Source organism: Mesorhizobium sp. LSJC280B00, assembly GCF_000502835.1.
Lineage (GTDB): Bacteria > Pseudomonadota > Alphaproteobacteria > Rhizobiales > Rhizobiaceae > Mesorhizobium.
The window spans coordinates 105,669-118,610 of sequence record NZ_AYVL01000004.1 but is presented as its reverse complement, the minus strand read 5'-3'; the positions used below and the strand labels follow the sequence as shown (position 1 = coordinate 118,610).

Annotated in this window: 10 protein-coding genes; 2 read left to right on the top strand and 8 right to left on the bottom strand. The window is 64.4% G+C overall.

What is annotated here, in order from left to right:
- Positions 1–10: 10 nt before the first annotated feature.
- Together X773_RS46820 and cysG are read right to left on the bottom strand one after the other, a co-directional pair.
- Positions 11–316, bottom strand: a complete 306-nt coding sequence (locus X773_RS46820; RefSeq protein WP_023675243.1) for a DUF2849 domain-containing protein — start codon at positions 314–316, stop codon at positions 11–13.
- A complete protein-coding gene (gene cysG, locus X773_RS46815) occupies positions 313–1,764 on the bottom strand; it encodes a siroheme synthase CysG (RefSeq protein ID WP_023675242.1) in 1,452 nt (483 codons plus the stop codon). Before cysG ends, X773_RS46820 begins: the two co-directional genes overlap by 4 nt.
- A 440-nt stretch (positions 1,765–2,204) precedes the next feature.
- Here cysG and X773_RS46810 point away from each other — a divergent pair, with 440 nt between their 5' ends.
- Positions 2,205–2,654 carry a host attachment family protein gene (locus X773_RS46810; RefSeq protein ID WP_023675241.1) on the top strand — a complete coding sequence of 150 codons (450 nt, stop codon included), beginning with the start codon at positions 2,205–2,207 and terminating at the stop codon, positions 2,652–2,654.
- Positions 2,655–2,745: 91 nt separating this feature from the next.
- Here the strand turns inward: X773_RS46810 and X773_RS46805 are convergent, their stop codons facing one another.
- The 5 genes from X773_RS46805 to X773_RS46785 form a co-directional block, all read right to left on the bottom strand.
- Positions 2,746–3,498 (bottom strand): SDR family oxidoreductase, encoded by a 753-nt coding sequence (locus X773_RS46805; protein ID WP_023675240.1) that lies wholly within the window; start codon positions 3,496–3,498, stop codon positions 2,746–2,748.
- Between the two features lie 61 nt (positions 3,499–3,559).
- Positions 3,560–5,812 (bottom strand): transglycosylase domain-containing protein, encoded by a 2,253-nt coding sequence (locus X773_RS46800; protein ID WP_023675239.1) that lies wholly within the window; start codon positions 5,810–5,812, stop codon positions 3,560–3,562.
- Between the two features lie 291 nt (positions 5,813–6,103).
- Positions 6,104–6,355 (bottom strand): hypothetical protein, encoded by a 252-nt coding sequence (locus tag X773_RS46795; protein WP_023675238.1) that lies wholly within the window; start codon positions 6,353–6,355, stop codon positions 6,104–6,106.
- Between the two features lie 202 nt (positions 6,356–6,557).
- Positions 6,558–7,178, bottom strand: coding sequence for a ribonuclease D (locus tag X773_RS46790; protein ID WP_023675237.1), 621 nt, complete (start codon positions 7,176–7,178; stop codon positions 6,558–6,560).
- A 103-nt stretch (positions 7,179–7,281) separates the two neighbouring features.
- On the bottom strand, positions 7,282–8,667 hold the full coding sequence (locus tag X773_RS46785) for a M20/M25/M40 family metallo-hydrolase (protein WP_023675236.1): 1,386 nt from the start codon (positions 8,665–8,667) through the stop codon (positions 7,282–7,284).
- Between the two features lie 450 nt (positions 8,668–9,117).
- On the opposite strand from X773_RS46785, the gene polA reads away from it, so the two are divergent.
- A complete protein-coding gene (gene polA / locus X773_RS46780) occupies positions 9,118–12,066 on the top strand; it encodes a DNA polymerase I (RefSeq protein WP_023675235.1) in 2,949 nt (982 codons plus the stop codon).
- Between the two features lie 261 nt (positions 12,067–12,327).
- Here polA and X773_RS46775 read toward each other — a convergent pair whose 3' ends face one another.
- Positions 12,328–12,732 (bottom strand): Fur family transcriptional regulator, encoded by a 405-nt coding sequence (locus X773_RS46775; protein WP_023675234.1) that lies wholly within the window; start codon positions 12,730–12,732, stop codon positions 12,328–12,330.
- Between the last annotated feature and the right edge of the window lie 210 nt (positions 12,733–12,942).

Below are 12,942 nucleotides of genomic sequence, written 5' to 3'. Positions count from 1 at the left end.
CTTGGGTCATCTATGCCGCGCGTGCGGCTTGCGGACGGGCCTGCTTGCCCAGGTCGTTGCGGGTGGTCGGGCCGGCGGCACGGATCTTTTCACGCAGCCGGACCGCTTCGACCGTGCCGTTGGCCACGGTCACGTCTATCAGGTTGACGTCGACCACTTCGTTGGCGGCGGAGGCCTTGGCGCCGATCGCCTCCAGCCGGTCCTCGGCCGCCTTGTCATGGGCGATGTCGGCATGGTCGATGGTCTCGGCCCAGCCGCCATTGGCGTACCAGACGGCTATGCCGTCGGCGAGGCGGTTCGCGGTCAGGACTTTCATTGGTTCACTCCTTGCGCGGCAGCACGGGCCACGCTTTCCTGCCTGTGTGCCGCCAGTGGCTCGGACCGTTCGAAATTGGCGCCGGCGACCGCGTCGCCGATGATGGTCATCACCGGGCCGCTGAGGTCGGCACGCGCCTCCAGCGATGGCAGGTCGGCGAGCGTGCCGTGGAAACGGCGGCGGTTGGCAAGGCTGGCATTCTCGACCACGGCGACGGCCGTATCCGGCGACAGGCCGGCTTCGATCAGCCGGCCGGCGACCTCGGCGGCGACCGAGCGCCCCATATAGACGGCGACCGTCGCGCCGGAAATGGCGAGCTTTGCCCAGTCTGGCAGCGAATTTCCCTTGAGGTCGTGGCCGGTGGTGAACACCATCGACGACGACACGCCGCGCAGCGTCAGCGGCAGTTCGAAATCGGCGGCGGCGGCGAAGGCCGCGGTGACGCCCGGAACCACTTCGTAGGCGACGCCGGCATCGCGAAGTGCCGCCATCTCCTCGCCGGCCCGGCCGAACACCAGCGGGTCGCCGGACTTCAGCCGCACGACACGCTTGCCGGCGTGGCCAAGCTCGACCAGCAGCGCATTGATCTCGGCCTGGCTCTTGGAATGGCAGCCCTTGCGCTTGCCGACCGGCAGGCGCTCGGCATCGCGGCGGCCCATGGCGACGATCGCCTCCGGCACCAGCGCGTCATGGACGATCACGTCGGCTTCCATCAGCAGGCGATGGGCGCGCAGCGTCAAAAGGTCCTCGGCGCCTGGACCGGCGCCTACAAGCGCGATATGGCCCGATGCCGGCTCTTTCGAAAGCAGCAGGCCGACGGCCGCATCATGCGCCTGCGAAAGCTCGCCGGCCTCGACAGCGCGGGCCGGCGCGCCGCCAAAGAAATCGCTCCAGAAGCGGCGGCGGGCATTGCCTTTCGGCAACAGTTTTTCGGCGGCGTCGCGAAACGACGCGGCAAGGGCTGCGAGCGGACCGAGCGAGGGCGCCAGCATGCGGTCGATGCGGCTGCGCAGCATCTGCGCCAGCACCGGGCCGGCACCTTCCGTGCCGATGGCAATGGCGACCGGCGCGCGGTTGACCAGTGCCGGCGTGAAGAAATCGCATAGCTCCGGCCGGTCGACGGCATTGACCGGAATGCCCAGCCGGCGCGCATCCCCGGCAACGCGGCGATCGAGCGCCTCGTCGCCGCTGGCGGCAAACACCATCACCGCACCATTGAGATGTGCTGCATCATAGGCCTCGGCGATGTGGGCGGCCCCCGTCTCGGCGATAAAGGCCAGCAGCTCCGGGCTTGTTTCATCGCTGACGATGCGCAGCGCAGCGCTCGACTGCGCGAGCAGCCGCGCCTTGGCCAGCGCTTCCTCTGCGCCGCCGACGATGGCTATGGCTTCGCCCTCGACCCGCATGAAGACGGGAAAGGCATTGAGCTTGGGCGTGGCTTGCGGCATGACGAGCGGAATCCTGGAACCGTTTGTCAGTTCTACGCGGGGGCGCGAAAAACCAGAAGGCACCCACTCGCGCATCGCTTCGTAGCAGGCAATCTCTTTTCTGCAAGCATGAAGGCCAAGAGAAAAATATTCCACATTCAAATGCGGAGCAGATTGAAGCTGCTGTTGCAGCCCTTGATCCGCTGCCTTTCTAGCGGCCGGAGGAGCTAACCACAAAACAGATTTTTCTAAATTCTATCAATTTAGTAGATTAAGCCGCCGGATGCCGACCGAGCCATCAAAGGCAGCCCGGCGCTCTCGCCGGCCCTTGTCGGAATACCGGGTCCGAGTGCCGGAACATTCCCGCCTCGGCACGCGTTTGCTCTATGGACCCAGGCCCGGTCACACCCCTGCGGCAAAGGCCCGGCGATGGGCTCGAAAAATCAAAAAAGGAGCGCCCCATGAGCAACGTCAGACTGAAACGCGGACTGTGGATCGTGGTGGCAGATGGCGAAAAGGCGCTGTTTCTCGAGAACCGTGGAGACGTCCAATATCCCGACCTTCAGGTCGTGCACGAGATGGAGCAGGAAAATCCGGCAACCCGAGAACAGGGCACCGACCGCCCCGGCCGCTACAGCGACGGCCCTTCCGTCCACCGCAGTGCGGTCGAGGACACCGACTGGCACCGTCTCGGCAAGGAGCGTTTTGCCGAAGAGATTGCCGACAGGCTCTACAAGCTCGCGCATCGCGGCAGCTTCAAGGAGATCGTGCTGATCGCGCCGCCGCCGGTGCTGGGCGACATGCGCAGGAAACTGCACAAGGAGGTCACCGACAAGATAACGGCCGAAATTCCAAAGACGCTGACCAACCACAGCATACCCGATATCGAGAACCTGCTGCAGGCGACCTGATCGGGCATCGGCGGCGTCAACCGCCGCCAGACTTGAACACGCCGCCCGCGATGCTGACAAATCCTGCCGGCTCGCTCGCCTGGAAAGCCTTCTACACGTGCTGGCCACCATTGATGTGTATTTCCGAGCCGGTCACGTAGGACGCCTGCTGCGAGCACAGGAAGAAGATGATGTCGGCGACTTCCGCCGTGGTGCCCAGCCTTCTCAGCGGAATGGTCTCGACGATTTTTTCGGTGCCCGGCGACAGGATCGCGGTGTCGATCTCGCCCGGCGCAATCGCATTGACGCGAATGCCGTGGGGGCCGAAATCATGCGCCATCTCGCGGGTCAGCGAGCCGAGTGCCGCCTTCGACGTCGCATAGGCGGTACCGGCGAAAGGATGCACGCGGGTGCCGGCGATCGAGGTGACGTTGACGATCGAGCCCTTGGCCGACGCCAGCTCCTTGAACAGGCCCCGCGCCAGCATGATCGGGGCGAAGAAATTGACCTGGAAGACGTCGCGCCAGACATGCATCGGCGTGTCGATCGAGTTCATGCGGCTGTTGCCGTCCTTGAGCTTGGGCGAGATGCCGGCATTGTTGACCAGCGCATGCAGCTGGCCGCCATGCGCCTCGAGCCGGTGGCGGATTTCCGAGATGGCGATGCCGACATCCTCCTGGTCGGCGAGATCGACCTTGATGTGGTCTTCCGGTCCGGCCGGCCACGGGCAGTCCTCGGCAAAGGCCTGGCGCGAGCAAGTGATGACGCGCCAGCCTTCGCGTGAAAAGCGCTTGACCGTAGCGTGGCCGATGCCACGGCTGGCGCCGGTCAGCACAATGGTCTTTCTGGTGTCGGTCTCTGCCATTCGCGGTCTCCAAACGGGAGATGTAGCGGAACGCGGCAGCGGTGGCGAGGGGGCCTGTTGTTCAGCCGCCTGTCAGGATGTCCAGGATCGACGTCTGCCGCTTCTTGACCGGGCCGCCGACATTGCCGGGCGGCACCGGGTGCTTGATCGATCCGGTGGTGCCGTCGACGCCCGGCATGGCCAGGCCGCCGGCATCGACCGTCTCGGCAGGACGCACGGGACGCGAAGCCGACTGGGTAGCTGCCGCAGGCGGCGCCGATTGGCCAACGGAAGCGACCGGCGCCGGCGGCGCCGTGTCGGACGGTATGTCGTCCGGGACGATGGTGTCGGGCGGCGTCGACTTCCAGGTTCCGGGCAGCGGCCGCACCGGCACGCCCTCATGCGCGGCGACCATGAACTCGTGCCAGGCCTGCGCCGGCAGTGCGCCGCCGGTGACCTTCTTCATCGCGCTGCCGTCATCGTTGCCGAACCAGACGCCGGTGGTCAGATTGGCGGTATAGCCGATGAACCAGGCGTCGCGCGAGTTCTGGCTGGTGCCGGTCTTGCCGGCCGCCGGCCAGGCGAACGCCGCCTTCCTGGCCGTGCCGATCTCGACCGTGCCGGTCATCATCGAGTTCATCATACCGACGACATCGGGCTTGACGACGCGCGGCGCACCGCCGCCATTGTTTTCGTAGAGCACCTTGCCGTCGCTCGTCGTGACCCGGCGGATGAAATGAATGTCGGGCTTATAACCGCCATTGGCGAAGGGAACATAGGCCGAGGTCAGTTCCAGCGGCGTCACTTCCGAGGTGCCCAGCGCGATCGAGGTGTTGGCCGTCAGCTCGGACTGAATGCCCATGCGGTGCGCCGCCTCGACCACCGCGTTCGGCCCGACTTCCATGGTCAGCTGCGCGGCAACCGAGTTCAGCGATTTTGCCAGCGCCGTCGCCAGCGTCACCTTGCCGAAATATTTGCCGCCGTAATTGTCGGGCGTCCAGTTGCCGATCTTGATTGGCGCGTCGTTGCGCACGCTGTCGGGCGTGCGGCCGGATTCCAGCGCCGCCATATAGACGAACGGCTTGAACGCCGAGCCCGGCTGCCGGCGCGCTTCCGAGGCGCGGTCGAACTGGCTGGTCGAATAGTCGTAACCGCCGACCATCGCGCGCACCGCGCCGGAATTGTCGATCGACACCAGCGCGCCCTGACTGACATTGAGTTTTTTGCCGCTCTGGTCGATCAGCCGGCGGATCGATTGCTCGGCGAGCTTCTGCAGCGTCAGATCGACGGTCGTGTCGACGACGATATCGCGGCGCACGTCGCCGATCAGGTCGGGCAGTTCTTCCATGATCGTATCGGCGACGTAGTTTTCCGAGCCGGTCCAGTAGGACGGCGCGCGTGTCGCCGGCGCGCTCATCGCCGTTGTCTGCTCCTTGGCGCTGATCTTGCCCTCGTCGCGCATCGCGGCGAGCACCAGCTGCGAGCGCTGCTCGGCCGCCTTCGGGTCGCGCGCCGGCGACAGCCGCGACGGCGCCTTGAGCAGGCCGGCGAGGAGTGCGGCCTCCGACAGCGTGACGTCGCGCGCGCTCTTGCCGAAATAGCGGCGCGAGGCCGCTTCGACACCATAGGCGCCAGAGCCGAAATAAACCCGGTTGAGGTACATTTCGAGGATCTGGTCCTTCGTATGCTTGTGCTCCAGCCACAGCGCCAGCAGCACTTCCTGCACCTTGCGTTCCAGCGTGCGGTCCGGCGTCAGGAACAGGTTCTTGGCCAGCTGCTGGGTCAGCGTCGAGCCGCCCTGCGAAAAATGCCCGCCGAGCACATTAGTCACCATGGCCCGGGAAAGGCCGATCGGATCGATGCCGAAATGCGAATAGAAACGGCGGTCTTCGATGGCGATGACGGCCTCGGGAATATAGGGCGACATTTCGTGCAGGCCGACGGCCTCGCCGCCGCTCATGCCGCGATTGCCAAGCAGCTGGCCGTCGACCGAGACGATCTTGATGTTGGGGGCGCGGTCGGGAATGGCCCAGGTGGTGGCCGCCGGCATTTTCGCGCCGTAATAGACGACGATGCCGGCAGTGGCGATGCCGCCCCAGATGGCCAGCACGAAGCACCAGTAGAACAGCCGGGCAAGCACGCCGAACACGCCGCGCCGGCTTTTGCCGCGCCCGCCGCGCGGCGGCTTGGCCTTGGAAGATTTGCGCTTTGCAGCGGCTTTTCGGTTGCTCGGCACGACGCGGTCCTCCTCGCTTACCGAAAAACCGGCCGAGGATCTCGCCCCCGGCGATGCCTCGAAGCTGGGCTCGATGCGGCTGTCTTTCCGGTTCGCCATGCGCTGTGCTGTCTTCCCCATGCCTATGGCGTTGGGGTTGAAGACTAGATGCGGCGGTTTAAAGGCGGGTTAAGTCGGGAAAAATCGAAGCAAACTGTATGCAGTCGCTTGCCGAATGGCTGCGGCCCGCGACAGCGCCAAAGCCGGAAATGAAAAACCCGCCTCGGCGGGCGGGTCGTTGGAGCCAATGAGCACCATAGCGAAATTAGTAGCATAGCTGCCGGCACAAAGCAAGAACAAAATATGCTTTGCCTCAGAATAATCACTTCAGTTCGGCGGTTGCGACAACCCTCAGTCGTCGGCATCCGCATCGTCGGAGGCCGGGCGCCAGCTGATCGGCTCGATCTTCCTTTGCGTATGGCCGTCGGTATAGGCCCACCAGCCGGCGTCGCTTTCGTCCCAGTCGCCGCCGGCCGCCTTCAGCCGGTCGAGCGAACGGTATTGCGCGATGCTCTCGTTCATCACGCCGTCGCTGTCCTGCCAGTAGACGGTGACCTTGGAGCCGTCCCTCGGTGCCGTTTCGATTGATTTTCGGGCAGCCATTTTCATTTCTCCCGGTGAAGCGAACGGAACGCAGGGACAAGCGTCCGGTTCCTGGCCGATGGCCTTTAGGAGAATTCGCTCCGGCGAGACATATGGCGTGGTTTTCGAGAACCGGAGCGCAGCGGACATTTGGGTCCGTGAGCACCGGAAGCGGAGAAAACTGCGCCAGATGGCCGCCGGAGTAGAATTATCATGAAGGCCATTAGCTGTGGGCGAAGATATCCTCCTCATCCCAGCCCATCAGGTCGAGTTTCGCACGCGTCGGCAGGAAGCGGAAGCAGGCATCGGCCTCCCTGGTCCGGTTGTCGCGCGCCAGACGCGCGCTCAGTACGTCGCGCAGCCGGTGCAAATAGAGCACGTCGGAGGCGGCATATTCGAGTTGCTCGGGCGACAGCGTCTCGGCGGCCCAGTCCGATGATTGCTGCGCCTTCGACAGGCCGACGCCGAGGAGCTCGAAGCAGATGTCCTTCAGCCCGTGCCGGTCGGTGTAGGTGCGCGTCAGCCGCGACGCGATCTTGGTGCAGAACACCGGCTCCGGCATGACGCCGAAAGCGTTGTAGAGCACGGCGAGATCGAAGCGGCCGTAATGGAACAGCTTGGTGATGCTGCGGTTCTTCAGCAGGCTGACGAGGTTCGGCGCCTTCTTCTGGCCGGGCGCGATCTGGATGACGTCGGCCGAGCCATCGCCCGGCGAGATCTGCACGACGCAGAGCCGGTCGCGATGCGGGTTCAGCCCCAGCGTCTCGGTGTCGATGGCGACCGCCCCGACATCGTAATGCAGCAGGCCGGGCAGATCGTTTTTGTGGAAACGTATGTCGCTCATCGTCTTCTCCGGTCGCGGCCCCGTGCAGCGATGCGCGACGGACCGTGCCCGTCCTTGCCGCGATCCGGCGAAAAATCAACAAAAACTTGAGTCTGGCGCAATTTCAGCGTGTCAGCGCCTCTAGAATGCGCGCCCAGGAGCGCTGGCCCTTGTGGAAGGAACTCATCTCGTACTTCTCGTTCGGCGAGTGGATGCGGTCGTCGTCGAGACCGAAACCGACCAGCAGCGATTCCATGCCGAGATAGGTCTGGAAATCGCCGACCACCGGGATCGAGCCGCCGCTGCCGGTCACCACCGCCGGCTTCGGCCATTCGTCGGACAGCGCCTGCTTGGCCTTGGCGAGGAAGGGCGAGTCGTAGGAAAGCTGGATCGCCGGCGAGCCGCCATGCGGATGAAATTCGACCGAGCAGTCGGCCGGAACGCGCTCCCTGGCGAATGCCTGGAAGGCGGCGCGGATTTTTGCCGGATCCTGTTTGTGGACCAAGCGGAAGGAGACTTTTGCCGAGGCTTGCGCGGCGATCACCGTCTTGAAGCCCTTGCCGGTATAGCCGCCGATAATGCCGTTGAACTCGGCCGTCGGTCGCGCCCAGGTCAGCTCGAGCACCGAGCGGCCCTTTTCGCCGGACGGAATCGACAGGCCAATCGGGCCGAGGAAGGTATCGGCCGTCTCGCCGAGCGACAGCCACGACTGCAATATCTGCGACGGCGTTTCCTCGACGCCGTCATAAAAACCTGGAATGGTGACGTGACCATCCGCATCGTGGATGTCGGCCAGGATCTTTGCCAGGATGCGGATCGGATTGGCGGCCGCACCGCCATAGAGCCCGGAATGCAGGTCGCGGTCGGCGGCAGTCACCGTGATCTCCTCGCCGACCAGCCCGCGCAGCGAGACGCAGATCGACGGCGTATCGCGGTCCCACATGCCGGTGTCGCAGACCAGCGCGAAATCGGCCTTGAGCTCATCCGCGTTCGCCTCGAGAAACGGTTTCAGCGACGGCGATCCGGACTCCTCCTCGCCCTCGAACAGGATTGTGATTCGGCACGGCAATCCGCCATGCACCTGCTTCCACGCGCGGCAGGCCTCGACGAAGGTCATCAGCTGGCCCTTGTCGTCGGCCGCTCCGCGGCCGGTGATCACCTTGTGGCCGGGCTCGATCTCCTTGACCGCCGGCGCGAACGGGTCGCTTTCCCACAGCTCGATCGGATCGACCGGCTGGACGTCGTAATGGCCGTAAAACAGCAGATGCGGCGCGCCCGCCGGCCCGTCGTGATGCGCGACCACCATCGGATGCCCCGGCGTGTCGCGCACGCTGGCGTCGAAGCCGATCAGCTTGAGCTCGGCGACCAGCCATTCGGCGGCCTTGCGGCAGTCGGCGGCGTAGTCCGGATCGGTGGAGATCGACTTGATGCCGAGCAGGCCGAACAGGCGTTCCAGGCTCTGGTCGAAGTTCTTGTCGAGGCGGTCGAGAACAGGGGAAACTGCGGACATCTGGCGGGGCCTTTCGATTCTGGCGGCGAATCTAGAGCCCATACGGCGAAACGGAAAGCCCGCGACCGTTAGGCCACAAGGCAGGACCTTGTCGAAAGGCAAAAAAATGCCGCCGTGGTGGAGGGGGAACCACGGCGGCCTTACTCGAAACGATGCGGCAGCCCGGAGAGGGGGGGATAGGCTGCCGCAAGTGTCCGGGATAGGCGGGGGACGGGCCTTGCTCCGGACTTCGGCGAAAACTGCCGATGGCGTTTATCTGTGTCTGCGAACGTGGCGATTCAAGGGCACAAAAATTACACTTTTGTAACATAGGCGTGAGCGAACAAAGCTCCGGCCAGGCCGGCAGGGCCGGCCAAGCTCGCACGCCATTTGTCAGGGTGTTGCCGGAACCCTTGGCGGAAGCCGCCTTTGGCATGGACCGCGGCGCTGCGCCGCGCTATCCCTCGTGCCATGAAAAAAGGCGATCATCTCTTCCTTGTCGACGGCTCCGGTTACATCTTCCGTGCCTATCACGCGCTTCCGCCGCTGTCCCGCAAGTCCGACGGGCTGCCGACCAGTGCCGTGCTCGGCTTCTGCAACATGGTCTGGAAGCTGACGCAGGACGCCCGCAACACCGATGTCGGCATCGTGCCGACGCATTTCGCCGTGATTTTCGATTATTCGTCGAAGACCTTCCGCAACGACCTCTACCCCGAATACAAGGCCAACCGCTCGGCGCCGCCGGAAGATTTGATCCCGCAATTCGGCCTGATCCGCCAGGCGACCAGGGCCTTCAACCTGCCATGCCTTGAGACGGAAGGCTACGAGGCCGACGATTTGATCGCCACCTATTGCCGGCTTGCCTGCGAAGCCGGCGCCGACACCACCATCATCTCTTCCGACAAGGATCTGATGCAACTGGTCGGCCCAACGGTTGCCATGTACGACCCGATGAAGGACCGCCAGATCGGCATTCCCGAGGTGATCGAGAAATGGGGCGTGCCGCCACAGAAAATGATCGACCTGCAGGCGCTGACCGGCGATTCGGTCGACAATGTGCCGGGCGTGCCCGGCATCGGGCCGAAGACGGCAGCGCAATTGCTCGAACAGTTCGGCGACCTCGACACGCTGCTCGCCCGCGCCGGCGAGATCAAGCAGGACAAGCGGCGCGAATCGATCATCGCCAATGCCGACAAGGCGCGCATCTCGCGTGACCTGGTGACGCTGAAGAACGACGTGCCGCTGACCGGGGGGCTCGACGAGTTCGTGTTGCACGCGCCGGACGGCCCAAGGCTGATCGGCTTTCTCAAGACCATGGAATTCTCGACGCTGACCCGCCGCGTGGCCGAAGCGACGGGAACCGACGCGGGCGACGTTCCAGCCACCCCCGTCACCATAGAGCGTGCCGATACCGCGCATGGCCCGGATATGGGTTTTGGCCTGCCCGCGGCCGCCGAGAGCGCACCGCCGTCGGACGAAGCGGCACTCGAAGCCCCGGCCGCAGCCAAGCAAGGCGACACCCCATCCCTGCTTTCGGCGCTTCGCCTGGAGGCTGCCACCGCCCGCAAGATCGACACCAGCGCCTACGCCTGCATCCGCGACGCCGCGACGCTGAAGGTCTGGATCGCCGAGGCGATGGAGAGAGGCATCGTCGCCTTCGACGTTAAAGCCTCCTCGCCCGATCCGATGCGGGCCGAACTGATCGGCCTTGCCATGGCCGTCGCGCCCGGCCATGCCGCCTATGTGCCGCTCGCCCATAAAAACGGCAATGGCGACCTGCTCGGCGGCGGCGCGGTCGAAAACCAGATCCCGGTCCGCGACGCGCTGGCGTTGCTCAAGCCGCTGCTCGAGGACAAATCCGTCCTCAAGATCGTGCACGACATGAAATACCGCCTTGTCGTCATGAGCCGTCACGACATCGAGATCGGCCCCTATGACGACACCATGCTGATCTCCTACGTGCTTGAGGCCGGCACTCATGGTGGCCATGGCCTGGAGGCGCTGGCGGATAAATGGCTCGGCCACGCGACCATTCCGCTGAAGGAACTGGCCGGTTCGGGAAGAAGCTTCGTCGGCCTCGATCAGGCCGACCTCGGCAAGGCGACGGCTTACGGGGCCGAGCACGCCGACGTCGCGCTCAGGCTCTGGCAGGTGCTGAAGCCACGGCTTGCCGCCAAGGGCCTGGTCTCGGTCTATGAACGGCTGGAACGGCCGTTGGTGCCGGTCCTGGCACGGATGGAGCAGCGCGGCATCTCCGTCGACCGGCAGATCCTGTCGCGGCTCTCCGGAGAACTGGCACAGGGTGCCGCACGGCTCGAGGACGAGATCTACCAGTTGGTCGGCGAACGCATCAACATCGGCTCGCCAAAACAGCTCGGCGACATCCTGTTCGGCAGGATGGGTCTGCCCGGCGGTTCAAAAACCAAGACCGGCCAGTGGTCGACCTCGGCGCAGCTTCTCGAAGACCTCGCCGCCGAAGGCCACGAATTGCCGCGTAAGATCGTCGACTGGCGCCAGCTGACCAAGCTGAAATCGACCTATACCGATGCGCTGCCCGGCTTCATCCATCCCGACACCAAGCGCGTCCACACCTCCTACGCGCTTGCCGCGACGACGACCGGGCGGCTGTCGTCCTCGGATCCCAATCTGCAGAACATTCCGGTGCGCACCGTCGAGGGTCGAAAGATCAGGACGGCCTTCATCGCGGACAAGGGCAACAAGCTGGTTTCCGCCGACTACAGCCAGATCGAATTGCGCGTGCTGGCCCACGTCGCCGAAATCCCGCAGCTCAAGCAGGCCTTCGCCGATGGCGCCGACATCCACGCCATCACCGCGTCTGAAATGTTCAACGTGCCGGTCGAGGGCATGCCTTCGGAAGTGCGCCGCCGTGCCAAGGCGATCAATTTCGGCATCATCTACGGCATTTCGGCCTTTGGCCTCGCCAACCAGCTGTCGATCGCGCGCGAGGAAGCCGGCGACTACATCAAGAAATATTTCGAGCGCTTCCCCGGCATCCGCGACTATATCGATGCGACCAAGGCCTATGCCCGCGAGCACGGCTTCGTCGAGACCATTTTCGGCCGCCGCATCCACTATCCGGAAATCAGATCGTCAAATCCTTCGGTCCGGGCGTTCAACGAGCGCGCCTCGATCAACGCACGCCTGCAGGGCACCGCCGCCGACATCATCCGCCGCGCCATGATCCGTATGGACGAGGCGCTGGAAAAAGCCAGGCTTTCTGCCCGCATGCTGCTGCAGGTGCATGACGAGCTGGTTTTCGAGACCGTCGAAGCCGAGGTCGAGGCGACGATCCCGGTCGTGTGCCACGTCATGGAGAACGCCGCCATGCCGGCGGTGTCGATGTCGGTGCCGCTGCACGTCGACGCCCGCGCCGCCAACAACTGGGAAGAGGCGCATTAGCGTGCGGACGTCCGCGGCCGACCAATTGCGATCTGTAGCGATCTTTCGCGCCCCCCTCTGTCCTGCCGGACATCTCCCCCACGAGGGGGGAGATTGGCAGCTTCGGCGCTGCATACCATCTTGCACCGTTGGAGATCGGCGAAAACCGGGATAATGGCCGATCTCCCCCCGTGTGGGGGAGATGTCCGGCAGGACAGAGGGGGGCGCTGTCCCGCCGACATCAAAAGGGTCGCCACCGCTATGTCGCGGCCTAACAGGCCTTCAAGCCGCCTCGGCCAAACACTTCGCACAAGTCCCGCGGAATTCGATCACCGCCTTCTTGGCGGCGAAGCCGGTCGAGCGTACCCATTCGTCGAGCCGGTGTCCGACATCGTGGTCGGAGAACTCGGTCACCTGGCCGCAGGTGTCACAGATGGCAAACGCCGTCATCGAATGGCTATGGTCGTGCGGCTCGGCACAGGCGACGAAGGAATTGAGGCTTTCGAGCCTGTGCACGAAGCCGGATTTCACCAGCGTGTCGAGCGCCCGGTAGACCTGCAGCGGCGCGCGAAAACCGCGCTCGCGCAGTTGGTCGAGCAACGTATAGGCGCTGAGCGGGCCGCTGGCGGCCTCGAGCTTCTCGAGAACGCAAAGCTGGTTCTTCGTCAGTACATCCCTTGCCGCCATGATCCTGTTCCAAGCCGCTCCGTGCCTATCGCTGCCATTTCGCAAGCAGTCGGACCTCTTCCACTGAGATAGCGACGAACTGCCATTTTTGCTACTGTTTCTATTCGCAGCCGGTGGTCGGCTGGCCGGCGGCGCCATATTCAAAATACTGACAAAATCCTCGGCCAGGCTGGCCGTGCTTGGAAATTCGATCGGGCTTGGGGAAGCAAT

Coding starts and splice junctions, on each gene's coding strand:
- X773_RS46810 (WP_023675241.1), top strand. CDS start 2,205: ATGAGCAACGTCAGACTGAAACGCGGACTGTGGATCGTGGTGGCAGAT.
- X773_RS46795 (WP_023675238.1), bottom strand. CDS start 6,355: ATGGCTGCCCGAAAATCAATCGAAACGGCACCGAGGGACGGCTCCAAG.
- X773_RS46805 (WP_023675240.1), bottom strand. CDS start 3,498: ATGGCAGAGACCGACACCAGAAAGACCATTGTGCTGACCGGCGCCAGC.
- X773_RS46790 (WP_023675237.1), bottom strand. CDS start 7,178: ATGAGCGACATACGTTTCCACAAAAACGATCTGCCCGGCCTGCTGCAT.
- X773_RS46785 (WP_023675236.1), bottom strand. CDS start 8,667: ATGTCCGCAGTTTCCCCTGTTCTCGACCGCCTCGACAAGAACTTCGAC.
- cysG (WP_023675242.1), bottom strand. CDS start 1,764: ATGCCGCAAGCCACGCCCAAGCTCAATGCCTTTCCCGTCTTCATGCGG.
- X773_RS46775 (WP_023675234.1), bottom strand. CDS start 12,732: ATGGCGGCAAGGGATGTACTGACGAAGAACCAGCTTTGCGTTCTCGAG.
- X773_RS46820 (WP_023675243.1), bottom strand. CDS start 316: ATGAAAGTCCTGACCGCGAACCGCCTCGCCGACGGCATAGCCGTCTGG.
- polA (WP_023675235.1), top strand. CDS start 9,118: ATGAAAAAAGGCGATCATCTCTTCCTTGTCGACGGCTCCGGTTACATC.
- X773_RS46800 (WP_023675239.1), bottom strand. CDS start 5,812: ATGGCGAACCGGAAAGACAGCCGCATCGAGCCCAGCTTCGAGGCATCG.